The organism is Methylobacterium cerastii, assembly GCF_022179125.1.
GTDB classification, from domain to species: domain Bacteria; phylum Pseudomonadota; class Alphaproteobacteria; order Rhizobiales; family Beijerinckiaceae; genus Methylobacterium; species Methylobacterium cerastii.
The window spans coordinates 42,276-59,067 of record NZ_BPQG01000034.1; the positions used below are offsets into that span (position 1 = coordinate 42,276).

13 protein-coding genes and 1 pseudogene are annotated in these 16,792 nt (G+C 69.2%); 7 read left to right on the forward strand and 7 right to left on the reverse strand.

What is annotated here, in order from left to right; genetic code table 11:
* Window positions 1-78: 78 nt before the first annotated feature.
* Window positions 79-954 carry a YihY/virulence factor BrkB family protein gene (locus MFF13_RS12020; protein ID WP_147828408.1) on the reverse strand — a complete coding sequence of 292 codons (876 nt, stop codon included), beginning with the start codon at window positions 952-954 and terminating at the stop codon, window positions 79-81.
* A gap of 280 nt (window positions 955-1,234) precedes the next feature.
* On the opposite strand from MFF13_RS12020, the gene MFF13_RS12025 reads away from it, so the two are divergent.
* Window positions 1,235-2,113, forward strand: coding sequence for a DMT family transporter (locus MFF13_RS12025; RefSeq protein ID WP_147828409.1), 879 nt, complete (start codon window positions 1,235-1,237; stop codon window positions 2,111-2,113).
* Between the two features lie 184 nt (window positions 2,114-2,297).
* On the forward strand, window positions 2,298-3,980 hold the full coding sequence (locus MFF13_RS12030) for an acyl-CoA dehydrogenase family protein (RefSeq protein ID WP_147753143.1): 1,683 nt from the start codon (window positions 2,298-2,300) through the stop codon (window positions 3,978-3,980).
* 467 nt (window positions 3,981-4,447) lie between these two features.
* Here the strand turns inward: MFF13_RS12030 and MFF13_RS12035 are convergent, their stop codons facing one another.
* From MFF13_RS12035 to MFF13_RS12045, 3 genes are all read right to left on the reverse strand, one after another.
* Window positions 4,448-5,728, reverse strand: coding sequence for a hypothetical protein (locus tag MFF13_RS12035; RefSeq protein WP_238272239.1), 1,281 nt, complete (start codon window positions 5,726-5,728; stop codon window positions 4,448-4,450).
* An 89-nt stretch (window positions 5,729-5,817) separates the two neighbouring features.
* A complete protein-coding gene (locus MFF13_RS12040) occupies window positions 5,818-6,099 on the reverse strand; it encodes a hypothetical protein (RefSeq protein ID WP_147753141.1) in 282 nt (93 codons plus the stop codon).
* On the reverse strand, window positions 6,074-6,448 hold the full coding sequence (locus tag MFF13_RS12045) for a hypothetical protein (RefSeq protein WP_147753140.1): 375 nt from the start codon (window positions 6,446-6,448) through the stop codon (window positions 6,074-6,076). The genes MFF13_RS12040 and MFF13_RS12045 overlap by 26 nt, the downstream gene beginning before the upstream one ends.
* On the opposite strand from MFF13_RS12045, the gene aat reads away from it, so the two are divergent.
* Complete coding sequence (gene aat / locus MFF13_RS12050; protein ID WP_147753139.1) at window positions 6,447-7,133, forward strand: leucyl/phenylalanyl-tRNA--protein transferase; 687 nt, start codon at window positions 6,447-6,449, stop codon at window positions 7,131-7,133. The genes MFF13_RS12045 and aat overlap by 2 nt on opposite strands.
* A gap of 48 nt (window positions 7,134-7,181) precedes the next feature.
* On the opposite strand, the gene MFF13_RS12055 is transcribed toward aat, so the two are convergent.
* Both MFF13_RS12055 and MFF13_RS12060 read right to left on the reverse strand, forming a co-directional pair.
* Window positions 7,182-7,835 carry a DUF2155 domain-containing protein gene (locus MFF13_RS12055; protein ID WP_147753138.1) on the reverse strand — a complete coding sequence of 218 codons (654 nt, stop codon included), beginning with the start codon at window positions 7,833-7,835 and terminating at the stop codon, window positions 7,182-7,184.
* 347 nt (window positions 7,836-8,182) lie between these two features.
* Window positions 8,183-8,599 carry an NADH:ubiquinone oxidoreductase subunit NDUFA12 gene (locus MFF13_RS12060; RefSeq protein ID WP_147753137.1) on the reverse strand — a complete coding sequence of 139 codons (417 nt, stop codon included), beginning with the start codon at window positions 8,597-8,599 and terminating at the stop codon, window positions 8,183-8,185.
* A gap of 560 nt (window positions 8,600-9,159) precedes the next feature.
* Between MFF13_RS12060 and MFF13_RS12065 the strand changes: the two genes are divergently transcribed.
* From MFF13_RS12065 to MFF13_RS12075, 3 genes are all read left to right on the forward strand, one after another.
* Entirely contained in the window at window positions 9,160-12,885 is a 3,726-nt protein-coding gene (locus tag MFF13_RS12065) for a vitamin B12-dependent ribonucleotide reductase (protein ID WP_238272240.1), read from the forward strand.
* A 29-nt stretch (window positions 12,886-12,914) separates the two neighbouring features.
* Entirely contained in the window at window positions 12,915-13,286 is a 372-nt protein-coding gene (locus MFF13_RS12070) for a hypothetical protein (protein WP_238272241.1), read from the forward strand.
* A 66-nt stretch (window positions 13,287-13,352) separates the two neighbouring features.
* Window positions 13,353-13,727, forward strand: a complete 375-nt coding sequence (locus MFF13_RS12075) for a hypothetical protein (RefSeq protein ID WP_238272242.1) — start codon at window positions 13,353-13,355, stop codon at window positions 13,725-13,727.
* Window positions 13,728-13,909: 182 nt separating this feature from the next.
* On the opposite strand, the pseudogene MFF13_RS12080 reads toward MFF13_RS12075, so the two are convergent.
* Window positions 13,910-15,146 (reverse strand): annotated as a pseudogene (locus MFF13_RS12080) (lytic murein transglycosylase).
* A 165-nt stretch (window positions 15,147-15,311) separates the two neighbouring features.
* Here MFF13_RS12080 and MFF13_RS12085 point away from each other — a divergent pair.
* Window positions 15,312-16,748: an 8'-apo-carotenoid 13,14-cleaving dioxygenase gene (locus MFF13_RS12085; protein WP_147832014.1), complete on the forward strand. Its 1,437-nt coding sequence runs from the start codon at window positions 15,312-15,314 to the stop codon at window positions 16,746-16,748.
* Window positions 16,749-16,792: the final 44 nt, after the last annotated feature.

Below are 16,792 nucleotides of genomic sequence, written 5' to 3' on the forward strand. Positions count from 1 at the left end.
GGATAAGGTTTCGGATCACATGGAGTCTCGTGGCAAACAGCCCGGATCGGACTCGGTTCCCGGCAAAGCGTCTCGGCTCTAGGGGTGCGCTTGGCGCGCCAGCATCCGGGCCCGGAGCCGGGCGCGACGGGCCGCGATCACCGTGCCGTTGATCTCGCCGCCGAACAGGAACATCGCCGCGAGCCAGTAGAGGAACACCAGGAACACCATCGCGGTGGCCAGCCCCCCGTAGGTGGAGGCGTAGGCGGTCGAGAAGCGGTCGAGGTAGTATCCGAAGCCGAGGCCGGCGAAGAACCACAGCAGCAGCGTCACCCCGATGCCCGGCAGCACCGCCAGGAACGAGCGCCGGCCGGCGGCGACGAACTTGTGGGCGATGATCAGCACCATGGCCAGCAGCAGCGCCGTGATGCCGATGCGCGCGATCGCCACGGTGAGGCCGAGGGGCTCCAGCCCCGGCGCGACCAGGACGACGTTGCGCCAGATCAGAGGCCCCAGCACCACCAGCAGCGCGAAGGCCAGCATCGCGAAGGCGCCGCAGACGACGTAGCCGATCGATTCGAGGCGCGTCAGCCACCACGGCCGCATCTCGCGTAGGCCGTAGGCGCGGTTCAAACCTACCCGCAGGCTCTCGACGCCCGAGGACGAGAAGTACAGCGCCAGCACCGCGCCCAACGTCAGGACCCCGCCGCGCTGCTCGGTGAGCACCCGGTGGACCTCGCCGACGATCGGCTTGGCGACCTCCCGGGGCCAGGCGTCGAAGATCAGTACGCCGGCCTCGTCCGCCAGGGACTTGGTGCCGAGCAGGCCCGCGAGCGCCGCGAGCAGGATCAGGAACGGGAACAGTGAGGTCAGGATCGACAGGGCGATGTGGCTCGCGATCGCCCAGCCGTCATGGGACACGAAGCGCTGCGCGGCGATGCCCGCGACCTCGAGGGCGGTGCGGAGGGGCTTCATGCCGGCATCCCCCCTCCCCGGGTGCGCGGCAAAGGGATGTGCGGCGATCCTTCCGTCAAAACGTTTGTCACGTGCGGCGATGCTACCCGATGGAGGATGCGTTTTCCGCATACGTGATCGCCCGCCCGCCTCCGTCAACGCGTGGAGAGGCGGGCGGGGGCGTTCGGTGCCGGGGTGAAGCCTTCGGGCAACGGCAGGCGGCCCCCTGTCCCGCAATCGGGGGCGCGAGGCGGCTTTTTCGGTTGTCACCGCGGGCGCCGCGTGCTGCCTGCGCGGCATCATGCCAGCCCTCCTCGCAAACGTCCTGATCCCGGGCCTGTTCGTCCTGATCTGGGCGACCGGCTTCATCGCGGCCCGGTTCGTCGCGCCCTACGCCCAGCCGATGCCCTTCGTGGCGTTGCGGGTCATGGGTGTGGCCCTAGTGCTCGCCGCCATCGCGCTGGCCCTCCGCGCCCGCTGGCCGCGGACCGGCGCCGGGTGGCGCGACGCAATGGTTGCGGGCGTGCTGATGCAGGGCTGCTACATCGTCGGCGTGTTCTGGGCGATCCATCGCGGCCTTCCGGCGGGGATCGCCGCCCTCGTCGGCAGCCTGCAGCCGCTGGCGACGGCGATGCTGGCCGGGCCGGTGCTCGGCGAGGCGGTGAGCCGGCGCCGCTGGTTCGGGATCGGGCTCGGCTTCCTTGGGGCCGGCCTCGTCCTCGCCCCGAAGATCGGCGCCGCCGACCCCGCCGGCATCCCGCCCGTGGCGCTCGCCGCCTGCGCCGGCGCGGTCGCCGCGATCACGCTCGGCACGCTCTGGCAGAAGCGCACGGGCGCCGACGCCGACCTCCTCGCCACGGCGACGCTGCAGTTCGTCGGCGCCTGCTTGGTCGCCGTGCCGCTGGCGCTGCTCTCCGGCGACGGCCTCGGCGTGCCGCTGCTGCTGCCGGTCTGGCTCGGGATGGCGTGGTCGGTGCTGGTGAGCTCCGTCGCCGGGATCCTGCTCCTGCTCGTCCTGATCCGCCGCGGTGCGGTGGCCGGCGTCTCGGCGCTGCTGTTCCTGGTGCCGCCGGTCTCGGCGGCGATGGCCTATCTGATGTTCGGCGAGGCGCTGACCGGGCTGCAGATCGCCGGCATGGCGGTCGCCGCGGTCGGCGTCGCCGTGGCCAACCGGGGCTAAGCTCGACGGCGCGGCGACGGCGCCCACTGTTTCGCCAACCAGTTGCGGCGTTGAGGAAAATTGCAGGCGGCTGCATAGAAAATTCAAGACGAATTGCGGTCCCGAGCCTGAAGAATTTGCTACGTCCCGGCCGATCGGGCCTATATTGCTGGCAACCGGAAACGTTCAGACGAAAGTGCCAGCCATGTCCGCTTCGCCCGCCTTCCAGCCCGAGCCGCAGGATCTCGTCGCCCTCACGAAGGCCGCCGGCGAATCCGCGAAACGTCTCGTCGCCGAGGCGACCCGCCGGGTCCGCACCCGCGTGCTCGGCACCGACGGCAAGGTCGACGCCGCCAAGCTGGAGGCCGAGCAGCACGCCGCCCACGGGCTGGCCTGGATCGCCACCTACGGCGAGGCGGTGCGCGAGCTCGGCACCTACGCCGCGAACCTGCGCGAGGCCGGCCGCCTCGGCGAGACCGAGACGCTGCTCGTGAAGATCGGCGCCGGCGAGTACCTCGAGCAGATGTTCTCGGGCATCCCGATGAGCCAGGGCGAGATGGTGCGCCCGGTCGGCTCGCTCGGTCTCACCGCCCGCGAGGTGCAGCAGTTCCGTACCGACGCCGTCGAGGCGCTGATCGCCGACGGCAACACCCCGGAGAACCGCGCCGCCCTGGTGCAGAAGATCCGCGACGGCGCGGCCTCGGCCACCGTCGGCGATTCCGGCCTCGACGAGGACATGGAGGCGATCCGCTCCGAGATGCGCCGCTTCGGCAAGGCCGAGGTGGTGGCCCAGGCCCACGAGTGGCACCTGAAGAACGACTACATCCCGATGGAGATCGTCGCCAAGATGGCCGAGCTCGGCGTCTTCGGCCTGACGATCCCGGAGGAGTACGGCGGCATGGGCCTGCCGAAGATCTCCATGTGCGTCGTCTCCGAGGAGCTGTCGCGCGCCTATATCGGCGTCGGCTCTCTCGGCACCCGCTCGGAGATCGCCGCAGAGCTGATCCTGTGCGGCGGCACCGAGGAGCAGAAGCAGCGCTTCCTGCCCAAGATCGCGTCGGGCGACATCCTGCCGACCGCGGTGTTCACCGAGCCGAACACCGGCTCGGACCTCGCATCCTTGCGCACCAAGGCGGTGAAGGACGGCGAGACCTGGAAGATATCCGGCAACAAGACCTGGATCACCCACCCCGTCCGCGCCGACATCATGACCGTGCTGGTCCGCACCAAGCCCGAGGAGAAGGGCCACCGTGGCCTCTCGATGCTGATCGCCGAGAAGCCCCGCGGCACCGACGCGGAGCCGTTCCCGGTCGAGGGCCTAACCGGCGGCGAGATCGAGGTGCTCGGCTACCGCGGCATGAAGGAGTACGAGCTCGCCTTCGAGAACTTCGAGGTGCCGGCCGCCAACCTGCTCGGCGAGGTCGAGGGCAAGGGCTTCGCCCAGCTGATGCAGACCTTCGAATCGGCCCGCATCCAGACCGCGGCCCGCGCCGTCGGCGTCGCCCAGTCGGCCCTCGACCTCGGCCTGCGCTACGCCGAGGACCGGGTGCAATTCGGCAAGCCGCTGATCAGCTTCCCGCGGGTGGCCGACAAGCTCGCGATGATGGCGGTGGAGATCAACATCGCCCGCCAGCTCACCTACTTCTCGGCGCGCGAGAAGGACGAGGGCAAGCGCTGCGACCTCGAGGCCGGCATGGCGAAGCTGCTGGGCGCCCGCGTCGCGTGGGCGGCGGCCGACAACGCCCTGCAGATCCACGGCGGCAACGGCTTCGCCCTGGAATACGCCGTCAGCCGGGTGCTGTGCGACGCCCGCATCCTCTCGATCTTCGAAGGCGCGGCCGAGATTCAGGCCCAGGTCATCGCCCGGCGCCTGCTCGAGGCGGCGTGAGTCGATGCCCGGGCCTTTAGGCTCGGGCACCGCGGGCTCCGCGTTTTCCACCTTCGGACGTCTGCAGAGTGATGCGCGGGTCCCTTCTCCCATGAGGAGAAGGACAGGATGAGGGGCGTGCCCCCTCGGTGTAGGTCACGCCCCCCCAAGCCTACCCTCTCCCCTGGGCAGGGCGATCGCAGATGGCGATTTGCTCTTCGGAAACACACTGGCAGCACCGCGTCATCCCGGGGCCGCGCAGCGGAGCCCGGGATCCAGAAACGCAGGTCGAGCCGGATTTTGCACCAACGGCGGCTAGGGATTCCGGGCTCGCCTGCGGCGCCCCGGAATAACGGTGTGGTGCCTCCTGCAATTACCGTCCCCCACGGGGGGCCGAGCGGTGCTTCGGACAGTCCAACCGCGACCGTGCGCAGAGACGCGTGAACACGACCGCCAGCGGGGAGGGAGACGCCTCCCCCAAACCGCACTCACGGCACGGCGACCGCGGCGACCGCGTGCGGCGTGTCGTCGAGAAGCAGTGCCCGCAGCCGGGCGGCGGCGTCCGGGCCTGTGCCTTCGAGCACCTGCCGTAAAGCCGCGATCCGGGCGCCGCACCGGACCGCCAGGTGCCGGGCGTGTCGCCGCGGGCGCGCGGCTTCGGCATCCGCGGCGGTCGTCGGCTCCCTGGCGGCTGTGGCTTGCCGCAACGCCTGCGCCACCAGCGCCGCCAGGCTCGGCACCGGATGATGGGCCTGCCGCAACGCCTCCTCGATCGCGACCAGGTCGCCGCCGGCCATCGCCTCGCAGGTGCTGTCGTCGGAGGCCTGCGCCGCGCGCATCGCCGTCAGGGTCGCATGCCCGAAGGCGCGGACCGTGGCGTCGTCGGCCCGGCGGAACAGGCCCCGCAGGTGCGCGCTCGCGTGGGCGCGCATCCCGCCGAGGGCATCCGCCTCCGAGCGGCCGTCGTGGTAGCCGTCGCGGTACCAGGCGGCGATCCGATCGATGGCGCCAGGCTCCGCTTGGGCGAGGATCGGCAGGTTGCGCAGCACCTGCGCGCGGGCCGCGAGCGGGCTGTCGTCGTCGTCCAGGGTCGAGTCGGGGAAGCGGTCGGTCTCCACCACCTCGGTCACGGCGCCGGCCCGGATCAGGCGGTCGGCGTCAGGCATCCAGATGTCGTCGGAGGCGACCGCCAGCGCCTCGGCGGTGAAGTCCGCAGCGAGCCCCGCCGCGCGATAGGCCGCCCGCTCAGGGGCCGCGTCGATCGGGAAGGCCTGCCCGAACAGACCGGCTTCGTAGGGGGCGTGGAAGCCGAGCCGTCCGCTCGCGCCGAGGTAGCGCCCGCGACCGCGGACGAAGGCCAGGGTGCAGGCCGAGGCGCACTCGTCGGGAACGTAGGTGTCGAGCTGGTGCGCGGCGATCAGCGCGCCCAGCGCCAGCCCCTCCTCGACGAGGCCGCCGCCGCTGGTGAGATGGATGCGGCGAACGTTTGGATGCGCGGCGAGCAGGTTCGCGACCTGCAGTGCGACGCCGTCCATCAGGTCGCCGGCCACCCGCACGTCTGCCCCGCCCGGCCCGAGGACGACCCGCGCCCCAGCCTCCTCCGGCGCGAAGCGCTGCGCGAGGTCCGTCGAGGCGCCGACGAACGCCATCCGCACGGCGGTCCGCGTGTCGGCCGAGACCGCGCCGACGAGGCAGGCGACGCCGAGCGCCGAGACCGCACACGTGGTCGCGAACTGGGTCGCGAAGCGGCGGGGCTTGTCGTTCGGCATGCCAAGACCTCTCGCCTGCGCCTTCGCGCAGGCCGTCTCACGGATTGGAGTTTATTGGGATCACGCTTCGGGCCGAGCGGGCCGGCGGCTTAGAACGCCTCATGCGCGAGGTAGGCGACCATCATCTCGGCCACCGCGCGGCCGGCATAGGCCGGCGGGCTCTCGCCCCGTCGCACCGGGAAGGCGTCGACGATCCTGCGGCCGGCCAGGATGCCCCGGACCTCGTCGGGCATCAGACCGTCGTCGACGGCGGTCGCGAAGGCGGCCCGGCCGTAATCGCGGCGCCGCAGGCGGGCCGCCGCGGCGGCGTCGCGGTATCCGGACGCGCGGCCGGCGCCGGTCGGGTCAAACGTTGCGTCGTGATAGCCCATGATCGAAGTCCTTCCCTGCCTGCTCTCGCTCCTTCCCCATGCCGTCGGTGCGGCAACAGGCGTGGATCGGGCCGGCAGGCATCCGGGACTTCAGCTGTGACTTGCGCATCGCCACGGTCATGCCGGCCTCCATGCGGCGTGTACGCCGCCGCGTCCTTTCGATAATCCTGACGATACGCTGCGAAGCCGGGGATGTGCTTCCAAAGTTATCCGCGGATGCAGACCAGTCGTGGCGCGGACGGATCGAACCGCAGAAGGATTGCGATCCGCGCGCCGCGGCGTCGGCGGCGCGGATTTGCGCGCCCGCCCCCTGGCGTTCCGGGCGCGCGCACGCCAGAATCGACGCCATGCACGACGGCACCCGCGTGGAGATCACGCCCGAGATCCTGCTCAAGGCCTACGCCGCCGGCATCTTCCCGATGGCCGAGGACGCCGACGACCCGACGCTGTACTGGGTCGAGCCGCGGGCGCGGGGCGTGCTGCCGCTGGACGGGTTCCGGGTGTCGAAGCGGCTCGCCCGCACGGTGCGCTCGGACGCGTTCGAGGTCCGCAGCGACACCGATTTCGACGGCGTGATCGCCGGCTGCGCCGCCCCGCGCCGCGAGAGCGAGCGCACCTGGATCAACGGCCGCATCCGCGAGCTCTACGGCGCACTGTTCGACCGCGGCCACGCCCACACCGTCGAGGTCTACGCCGGCGAGCCGCGCCGCCTCGTCGGCGGGCTCTACGGGGTGTCGATGGGCGCGGTCTTCTTCGGCGAGAGCATGTTCCACGAGGTCCGCGACGCCTCGAAGGTCGCCCTCGTCCACCTGATGGGCCGGCTTCGCGCCGGCGGATACCGCCTCGCCGACACGCAGTTCGTCACCGAGCACCTCGCCCAGTTCGGCGCCGAGGAGCTGCCGCGCCACGTCTACAAACGCCGCCTCGCCGAGGCGCTCGGCCATGCCGGCGACTGGAACGCCTGGCCGACGGACGGCAGCGTGCGCGGCGCTCAGGCGCTCGCCGCGCTCGGGGTGGGTGGCGCAGGGGATTGAGGCGAAAGCGTTTTCCTCCCGCACAAGGGGAGGAAGAAGAGATCGCGATCAGCGGAAGAGCGCGTCGAACAGCGATTGCGGCTGCTGGGGCTGCGGCGGGGCTGCGGCCGGGCCTTCGTTCGAGGGGAAGAACTTCCGCGAGGGCTTCTGGCGCGGCTGCACGGGGACGCCGCGTGGCGCCTCGACGTCGACCTGACCGGCCGAGTTGACCTGCTGCACCGTCTTGGTCGCATCCTTCGTGCCGCGCTTGCGCTCGGGCTTGGCGGCCATCGCCGGCACATCCTCCTGCTCGCGCGCCTCGGCGATGATGTCGCTGCCGCCCTTACAATCCACGAGCCACACGTCGTAGATCGGGTGCTCGATCGCGTGCAGGCCGGGACTCGAGGCGAACATCCAGCCGGTGAAGATCCGGCGGTACTTGTTCTCCAACGTCACCTCGTCGACCTCGAGGAAGGCCGTGGTCTTGGCGCTCTCGGTCGGCGGCCGCGTGTAGCAGACCCGCGGGGTGAGCTGCAGCGCGCCGAACTGCACGGTCTCGTCCACCGCCACCTCGAACGAGACGATGCGGCCGGTGATCTTGTCGAGGCCGGAGAACACCGCGGTCGGGTTCTTGATCTTGTCGGCCGAGGCTGGGCCTGCGCAGAGGGCGACGAAGGCGATAGCGAAGGGCCCGAGTGCGGCGCGTGCTGTGATGCGGCTCAAGGCACGCCCCTCCCGACGATTGGACGACGCGGCGAAAAGCCGACGGATGGCGGGCGTTCAACACCGGAACGGTGGTGGAAAAAGGGCGTGGCGCTTGTGATCCCGCCGTACGTCGGACGGACGAGGCCTGCAGGCTCCGTTTCCAGCCCCCCCGTCATTCCGGTGCTGCGCAGCAGAGCCCAGAATCCAGATCCGCCGACAGCGCATGCTGAAGAGCGACCTGCGGCTCTGGATTCCGGGCTCGCCTACGGCGCCCCGGAATGACGGTGCCCTCGTCAGAAAAGGCCCTACAATCCCGAAGCCGGGTCAGCACAGGTCGGTGACCTGCCGGCAGGAGGACCGGAGCGCTACTCGCCTGGATTCCACGGCACGTAGTCGCCGGTCGCGGCGGGCCGCGCGCCCCAGGAGAGCTGCGAACCCTTTGGGCGGTAGGCGTCGGCCGTGCCGGTCATGTTCTCGACGTGGGGCTTCTGCCACTCGCGCGGGGTGTAGGCTTCCTCGCTCGGCGGCAGCTCGACGTTGTGGCAGAGCCAGCCGCGCCAGCCGGGCGGGACCTTCGAGGCGTCGGCATAGCCGTTGTAGACCACCCAGCGCCGCTCCGAGCCGACCGAGCGGTCGATCAGGGCGCCTTGCGCGCGATAGTACTTGTTGCCGTGGTCGTCGCTGCCGACGAAGTTGCCGCTGCGCGCGGTGTAGAGCGCGAGCGACATCGTCTGCCCGTTCCACCACGTGAAGATGCGCAGAAGCGTATCCTTGAGCGCCATCGCCGTCTCCGAGCCTCGTCGCACACGCGACCGCGATCGGTGTGCCGGGGCGGTTATGCGGAGCGGGTGCTCGCAAGTCCAGATCCAAGTCCGGAACCAGATCGAGATCCAAGTCCGCAGCGAGGGCTGCAACCCGGCGGCGCCGTCGCCGGGGGCCGAGGTATCGCCCGGCGGTCACGCCCGTGCGGCCATGCGGCGCGAAGGCGCCTCGAGCCGTCCGCCGACGCTGTGGACGCAAAAATTTTCCGCGCGAAATCCCCACAGCAGAAACAGCACTTACGCAGTGCCGCGACTTATCCACAGTTTTACCCGCAAGACCACAACATCTAGCGTGGAACCGGCCGCGCGAACACCACTTGTTGACGTAAGGGCCGGCCCGGCGTTAATGTCCGGGTCATGGTTCGGGCGCACCGATCCGTTCGATCAGCGCGCGTCCAGCCACCTTCTTACCAACGTCGGCCAGTCCGGGCAGCGTCCATCCAGGCGCCCGGATTCGGCTCTTCGGATCTCCGGATTCAACCCCGGGGCGCAGCTGCGCCTCGTCGGGAGAGGTGCGTCTCATGCGGTTCGAGCGTCGTTACACCACGTCCGGTTCTTCGCCCTATGCGGCGATCCCCTTCCGCAAGGCGCTGTCGGAGATCCGCAACCCGGACGGCTCTACGGTCTTCCGCCTCGACGGCATCTCGGTGCCCGAGGCGTGGTCCCAGGTCGCCAGCGACGTGTTGGCGCAGAAGTACTTCCGCAAGGCCGGCGTGCCGGCGCGCCTGAAGAAGGTCGAGGAGAACGACGTTCCCTCCTTCCTGTGGCGCTCGGTGCCCGACGAGGTGGCGCTGAACGAACTCCCCGAGGCTGAGCGCACCGGCTCCGAGACCTCCGCGACCCAGGTGTTCGACCGCCTCGCCGGCTGCTGGACCTATTGGGGCTGGAAAGGCGGCTACTTCACCAGCGAGGAGGACGCCTCCGCATTCCTCGACGAGCTGCGCTTCATGCTCGCCAAGCAGATGGTCGCGCCGAACTCGCCGCAATGGTTCAACACCGGCCTGCACTGGGCTTACGGCATCGACGGCCCGAGCCAGGGCCACTACTACGTCGACTACAAGACCGGCGTGCTGACGAAGTCCGAGACGGCCTACGAGCACCCGCAGCCGCATGCCTGCTTCATCCAGTCGGTCCAGGACGACCTCGTCAACGAGGGAGGCATCATGGACCTGTGGGTCCGCGAGGCGCGCCTGTTCAAGTACGGCTCCGGCACCGGCTCGAACTTCTCGTTGTTGCGTGGAGAAAACGAAAAGCTCGGCGGCGGCGGCAAGTCGTCGGGGCTGATGTCGTTCCTCAAGATCGGCGACCGGGCGGCGGGCGCAATCAAGTCTGGCGGCACCACGCGGCGCGCGGCCAAGATGGTCATCGTCGACATCGACCACCCGGACATCGAGCAGTTCATCGACTGGAAGGTGAAGGAGGAGCAGAAGGTCGCCGCCCTGGTGACCGGCTCCAAGGTCGTCTCCAAACACCTCACCGCGGTGATGAAGGCCTGCACCCAGTGCGAGGCCGAGGGCGACGCCTGCTTCGATCCCGAGCGCAACCCGGCGCTCAAGCGCGAGATCAAGGCCGCCCGCAAGGCGATGGTGCCGGACGCCTACACCAAGCGCGTCGTCCAGTTCGCCCGCCAGGGCTTCACCAAGATCGACTTCCCCGTCTACGACACCGACTGGGATTCGGAGGCCTACCTGACGGTCGCCGGCCAGAACTCCAACAACTCCGTCTCCCTCACCGACGACTTTTTGCGCGCGGTCGAGGCTGACGGGGAGTGGCTGCTGCGCGACCGCAACTCGAACAAGACCAAGTCGGTCGGCGCCCGCCACCTCTGGGAGAAGATCGGCGAGGCCGCCTGGGCCTCGGCCGACCCGGGCCTGCACTTCAACACCACGATGAACGACTGGCACACCTGTCCGACCGGCGGGCGGATCCGGGCCTCGAACCCGTGCTCCGAGTACATGTTCCTCGACGACACCGCCTGCAACCTGGCCTCGGCCAACCTGCTGACGATGTACGACCGGCAGACCAAGCAGTTCGACGTCGAGGCGTTCGAGCACCTCAACCGCCTCTGGACGGTGGTGCTCGAGATCTCGGTGACGATGGCGCAGTTCCCGTCGAAGGAGATCGCCGAGCTCTCCTACAAGTACCGCACGCTGGGGCTGGGCTACGCCAACATCGGCGGCCTGCTGATGACCATGGGCCTGCCCTACGATTCGGATGCGGGCCGGGCTCTCGCCGGCGCGCTCACCGCGATCATGACCGGCGTGGCCTACGCCACCTCGGCCGAGATGGCCGCCGAGCTCGGGGCCTTTCCGGCCTACGAGGACAACGCGGACGCCATGCTGAAGGTGATCCGCAACCACCGCCGCGCGGCGCATGGCGAGGCCGAGGGCTACGAGTTCCTGTCGATCTCGCCCGTTCCCCTCGACCACGCCAACATCCCGCAGGGCAACCTCGGCGACCACGCCCGCGCCGCCTGGGACCGCGCCCTGCGGCTCGGCGAGGAGCACGGCTACCGCAACGCTCAGGCGACGGTGCTGGCACCGACGGGCACGATCGGTCTCGTCATGGATTGCGACACCACCGGCATCGAGCCCGACTTCGCCCTGGTGAAGTTCAAGAAGCTCGCCGGCGGCGGCTACTTCAAGATCATCAACCAGGCGGCGCCCGATGCGCTGCGGGCCTTGGGCTACCGGGAATCCGAGATCGCCGAGATCGAGGCCTACGCGGTCGGCCACGGCTCGATGGGCCAAGCGCCGGCGATCAACCCCGGCAGCCTGCGGGCCAAGGGCTTTTCGGACGACAAGATCGCGGCGATCGAAGCCGGCCTGAAGTCGGCCTTCGACATCAAGTTCGTGTTCAACCGCTGGACGCTGGGCGACGACTTCCTCATGGGCACCCTGAAGGTGCCGGCGGAAAAGCTCTCCGACCCGACCTTCGAGCTGCTGCCGTTCCTCGGCTTTTCGAAGAAGGACGTCGAGGCCGCCAACACCCACATCTGCGGGGCGATGACCCTGGAGGGAGCTCCCTTCCTCAAGCAGGAGCACTACGCGGTGTTCGACTGCGCCAACCCGTGCGGGCGGATCGGCAAGCGCTACCTCTCGGTCGACAGCCACATCCGCATGATGGCCGCCGCCCAGCCCTTCATCTCGGGGGCGATCTCCAAGACTATCAACATGCCCAACGACGCCACGGTCGAGGATTGCAAGGCGGCCTACACCCTGTCCTGGCGCCTCGCGCTTAAGGCCAACGCCCTCTACCGCGACGGCTCGAAGCTGTCGCAGCCGCTGAACTCGGCCCTGATCCAGGACGAGGACGACGAGGAGGACATGGTCGAGGCGCTGGTCCAGGCGCCGGCCGCCGCCAAGGCGACGCAGCTCGCCGAACGCATCGTCGAGCGGGTGATCGAGCGGGTCGAGCGCATCCGCTCGCGGGAGAAGCTTCCGCACCGGCGCAAGGGCTACACCCAGAAGGCGGTCGTGGGCGGGCACAAGGTCTACCTGCGCACCGGCGAGTACGACGACGGCCGCATCGGCGAGATCTTCATCGACATGCACAAGGAGGGCGCCGCCTTCCGAAGCTTGATGAACAACTTCGCCATCGCGATCTCCCTCGGCCTCCAGTACGGCGTTCCGTTGGAGGAGTACGTCGAGGCGTTCACCTTCACCCGCTTCGAGCCGGCGGGCTTCGTGCAGGGCAACGACGCGATCAAGAACGCGACCTCGATCCTCGACTACGTCTTCCGCGAGCTGGCGATCTCGTACCTCGCCCGCATGGACCTCGCCCACGTCGACCCCTCCGAGATCGGCTCCACGATCCTCGGCGGCGGCGAGGGCGACACCACCCGCGAGCCGGGCATGCCGCAGCAGACGGCCGCCAGCGTCGTCTCTCGCGGGCTGCTCCGCGGCTCGGCCGACCGGCTGACCCTGATCCAGGGCGGCCCGTCCGGCGCGACCGTCGGGGTCGGCTCCGGCAACGCGGGCCAGTCGGCCCCGGCCGGCGGCGTGGTCCACGCCCTACGCGGCGCGACGGCGCTGAAGATGGAAACCGAGCTGTCCGTCCACGCGGAGACCTCGATCGAGGCCCTGCCCTTCGCCAAGCCGGAGCGCAGCGTCGCAGACCGGCGGGCCGAGGCCAAGATGAAGGGCTACGTCGGCGAAGCCTGCCCGGAATGCGCGAACTTCACCCTGGTCCGCAACGGAACCTGCCTGAAGTGCGACACCTGCGGCGGCACGACCGGCTGCAGCTAGTCAGATATGGACTTGAGCGGAGACTGATTATGCGCGATTGGCCGGTAAAGCGTCTCTCAAGAAGTGAGATTTGGCGCGATAGCCTTGATCTTAGAAGGTCAACAGGCATTCACGGCCAATCGCAAATAGACTTCCTCGATTTGCTTCGCAATCGGCTTCCAAAGCTCGGAGGCCGCTTCTCCAAACTTGAGGTTGTTGTTCAAGAAGATGATCAGTTGCATGGATTGCCGGCGTTAACCCGGTATGTTCGCGGGGGAACGATACGCGTATTTGTTACAAAGACCACCGAAAGAGATGCTATTCTTGGAATAAACGGAGGGCAAGAAATTCTTGGGCATGAGCTAGGTCACGTTCGGTATCACGAAGGAGAACCGAAAGCTTATTTAGCTGGCGATTTTTAGCCTCTTAGTTATATCGATAGTTCTGAAGAATCAGCAGAATGGCAGGCTGATGAGTCTTATATTTCTATGGCCGCGCCTGAATTCTTAATTAAAGAAAATCAAGATCCCGTTCGTCTTTCTACGTTGTGCAATACCACGCTCGCTTTCGCGGAACGCGCTATTTCTTATTTTAAGGAAAGCATTTCATCGCGCGAGATTCATCCGACATACACAGCCTTCAAGCGCGACTTACGGGCAGTAGAAGGTAATTATGTCAAGAGTCTTCCCCCTGACGCAGAGGCGCTTTGGTCCATTCTGACGCCAATGCCAGGGAAGGACGCCTTCGATTATAAGTTATGCCCCAAAGGGTTTCAGATCGCACGCGATGAATATCTAAAGATGACGCCGTGCGGCTGGCATATCAGAAATGGCATCGTAGAGGCATATTTTAACGTCGCGTAACGTATGGACTTCACGGTTTCGGGTATTTTGTGTAGCTACTAGGTACGCAAAGTCATTCCGCCGACTGTATAATCGCAATCTCATCGCGCGAGCCGGTATCCTCCTCGCTCGCGGATGCTCCGGTGATCTGGACTCGGGTGGGCGCGCGCCCGGCGCCGTTGTCCGCGCCCCGGCGCCGGGCCTCACGGCGCCGTCCGCAGCCGCTCCAGCAGGGCGACGTCGGCATAGCCGTCCGGGCGGAGGCCGGTCGCGGCCTGGTAGGCGCGGATCGCGGCCCGCGTCTTCGGACCGATCCGGCCGTCGACGACGCCGACCGTGTGGCCGTGCGCGTCCAGGCGGGTTTGCAGGTCGCGGCGCTCGGCTTCGGTCAGGGCACGGTCGCCGCGGGGCCAGTCGCGGGCTGAAGGCGGCTTGCCCGCGCAGGCGGTCCGACAGGTGCGCGACGGTGAGCGCGTAGGACAGCGACGTGTTGTAGCGCAGGATCGCCGAGAAGTTCGGCCGCAGCAGGAAGGCCGGACCGCCCGCGCCCGCGGGGACGACGAGGGTCGCTTGCGCGGCGCCATCCCCCTCGCGCTGGGGGACGGGCGTCACGCCGACCGCACGCCAACCGTCGAGGCTGCGCGCGGTGGTCTCGTCCGCCAGCGCGTAGTCAAAGCGCTCTCCCAGCGCCGCCTCGCTGCCCCAGGCTTCGCCGCGGCGCCAGCCCATGGCGACGAGGTAGTTCGCCGTCGAAGCGAGGGCGTCGGGAACCGACCAGAGGTCGCGTCGGCCGTCGCCGTCGAAATCCACGGCGTGGGCGCGGTAGACGCTCGGCATGAACTGGGTATGGCCCATGGCGCCGGCCCACGAGCCGGTCAGGCGCGCGGGCGGCACGTCCCCTTGCGCGAGGATGCGAAGAGCCTCGATGAGCTCGTCGCGCCAGTAGCCCGGTCGGCCGGGATCGCCGCAGGCCAGCGTCGCGAGCGATTGCACCACCGGACGGACGATCGCGGCGTCGTCGAGGACCTTGCCGTAGCCCGACTCGACGCCCCAGAAGGCCACGAGGGTGAAGCGATCGACGCCGGTGCGCTGCTCGATCGCCTCGAGGATCGTGGCCCATTCCCCGAGCTTGCGCTGCCCCTCGGCGATGGTCGCCTCGGTGATCGTGGCGTCGAGGTAGGCCCAGATCGGCTTGACGAACTCGGCCTGGCCGCGGGTCGCCGCCAGCACGTCCGGGTTGGACGCCAAGCCGGCGAGCTGCCCGTCCGCCAAGGCTCGCGGCACCCCGCTTGCCTGCGCGTCGGCGGCGATCCTGCCCAGGCAGTCGGCCCAGGACGATGCCTCCGGAGGTGTCTCCGAAGATGCCGGGCCGGCCGTCGCCGGAGCCGTTACCAAGACCAGCGGGAGGGTAGCAGCGCGGAGCAAGCGGGCGAGGCGCATCATCGGTTCTCGGCGGCGGGACGGCGATCGCATTGCCGGAGGAAGCCCATGGGCCCTATGTCGGTTCTCGATCCCGCTCAAGGCGCGTGTGCGGTCGCGCCCCGGCGCACCCGTCACGGTTCACCACGGCTCTCGTCCCCGCACCACGCTTGGACCCCTCGACCGATGTCGAACCCTGTCACGTCGACCGTCCGTGCCGCCGCCGAGGGCCTCGTCGCGCTGGTGGCGGCCGGCAACCGGCTGCGCCTGCCGGGGACGGAGCACCCGTTCGTGGTCGGCGTCCACGCGCCGATGCGCGCGGAGCTGACGCTGCGGGACCTGCCGGTGACCGGGACGATCCCGCCGGGGCTCGACGGGCGCTACCTCAAGATGGGCGCCAACCCGGCTCGCCCGACGACGCGCGGCCACGACTGGTTCCTGGGCGACGGCATGGTGCACGGCCTCCGCATCGCGGGCGGCAAGGCCCTGTGGTACCGCAACCGCTGGATCGGCTCGCGGACGGCCTCGGCGGCGCTCGGCCGACCCGCCGCCCCCGGACCGCGCCGAGGCGACGACACCGTCAACACCAACGTCGTCGAGATCGGCGGCCGCGCCTTCGCCCTGGTCGAGGCCGGCAGCTATCCGGTCGCGCTGTCCGACGACTTGGAGACGCAAGCCTACGATCCGTTCGAGGGGACGCTCTCCGGCTCCTTCACCGGGCATCCGCACCGCGACCCGGAGACCGGGGAGACGCATGCGATCGCCTACGACGGCCGGGTCTGGGACAGCGTGCGCCACGTCGTCCTCTCGCCCGCCGGCCGCGTCGTGCGCGACCTGCCGATCCCGGTCGAGCACGGCCCCTGCATCCACGACTGCGCGATCACGACGCGCTTCGCGGTGGTGCTGGACCTGCCCCTCACCTTCTCGATGCGGGCGGTGGTGGCAGGCCACCGCTTCCCGTTCCGCTGGAACCCTGCCCACCGCGCCCGCCTCGGCCTGCTCCCCCGGCACGGGACGGCCGCCGACATCACGTGGTGCCCGCTCGATCCGTGCTTCGTGTTCCACGTCGGCAACGCCTACGACGAGGCGGACGGGCGGGTGGTCCTCGACGTCGTCGCCTACGACAGCGTGTTCGCCTCGGCCGCGGGCGGTCTCGACAAGCCGGGCCGGCTGGAGCGCTGGACCGTCGACCCCGCCACGGCGCGGGTCGACCGGCGGGTGGTCGATCCGGCGGCGCAGGAATTTCCGAGGATCGACGAGCGCCGCTTCGGGCGACCGCACCGCTACGTCTACGCGGTCTCGGTCCCCGCCGACGGCAACACGCAGCTCGAAGGCGCGACGCAGATCTACAAGCACGACCTGACGACGGGGGCGCGTCGCGTGCACGAGTTCGGCGCCGGCAGCGTGCCGGGGGAGTTCGTGTTCGTGCCGGCGGCCCCTGAGGCCGGCGAGGACGAGGGATGGCTGGTCGGACTCGTCGTCGACACCGCAAGCGACACGACCGACTTCGTCGTCCTTGATGCGCGCGCCTTCGAGGCGCAGCCCGTCGCCGCAATCCACCTCGGGCACCGGATCCCGCCGGGCTTCCACGGCAACTGGTTTGCCGCGCGCGACCCGGCCTGAACGGCTTGCCCCGTCACGCCGTCTTGCTCTCCACGACGTGCCCT

What these genes read in the sequence shown, in the direction of transcription:
- MFF13_RS12045 (WP_147753140.1), bottom strand. Translation starts at nt 6,448, where the DNA reads ATGGCGTCGATTCTGGCGTGCGCGCGCCCGGAACGCCAGGGGGCGGGC.
- MFF13_RS12060 (WP_147753137.1), bottom strand. Translation starts at nt 8,599, where the DNA reads ATGGCGCTCAAGGATACGCTTCTGCGCATCTTCACGTGGTGGAACGGG.
- aat (WP_147753139.1), top strand. Translation starts at nt 6,447, where the DNA reads ATGCACGACGGCACCCGCGTGGAGATCACGCCCGAGATCCTGCTCAAG.
- MFF13_RS12075 (WP_238272242.1), top strand. Translation starts at nt 13,353, where the DNA reads ATGGCCGCGCCTGAATTCTTAATTAAAGAAAATCAAGATCCCGTTCGT.
- MFF13_RS12030 (WP_147753143.1), top strand. Translation starts at nt 2,298, where the DNA reads ATGTCCGCTTCGCCCGCCTTCCAGCCCGAGCCGCAGGATCTCGTCGCC.
- MFF13_RS12035 (WP_238272239.1), bottom strand. Translation starts at nt 5,728, where the DNA reads ATGCCGAACGACAAGCCCCGCCGCTTCGCGACCCAGTTCGCGACCACG.
- MFF13_RS12020 (WP_147828408.1), bottom strand. Translation starts at nt 954, where the DNA reads ATGAAGCCCCTCCGCACCGCCCTCGAGGTCGCGGGCATCGCCGCGCAG.
- MFF13_RS12040 (WP_147753141.1), bottom strand. Translation starts at nt 6,099, where the DNA reads ATGGGCTATCACGACGCAACGTTTGACCCGACCGGCGCCGGCCGCGCG.
- MFF13_RS12070 (WP_238272241.1), top strand. Translation starts at nt 12,915, where the DNA reads ATGCGCGATTGGCCGGTAAAGCGTCTCTCAAGAAGTGAGATTTGGCGC.
- MFF13_RS12065 (WP_238272240.1), top strand. Translation starts at nt 9,160, where the DNA reads ATGCGGTTCGAGCGTCGTTACACCACGTCCGGTTCTTCGCCCTATGCG.
- MFF13_RS12085 (WP_147832014.1), top strand. Translation starts at nt 15,312, where the DNA reads ATGTCGAACCCTGTCACGTCGACCGTCCGTGCCGCCGCCGAGGGCCTC.
- MFF13_RS12025 (WP_147828409.1), top strand. Translation starts at nt 1,235, where the DNA reads ATGCCAGCCCTCCTCGCAAACGTCCTGATCCCGGGCCTGTTCGTCCTG.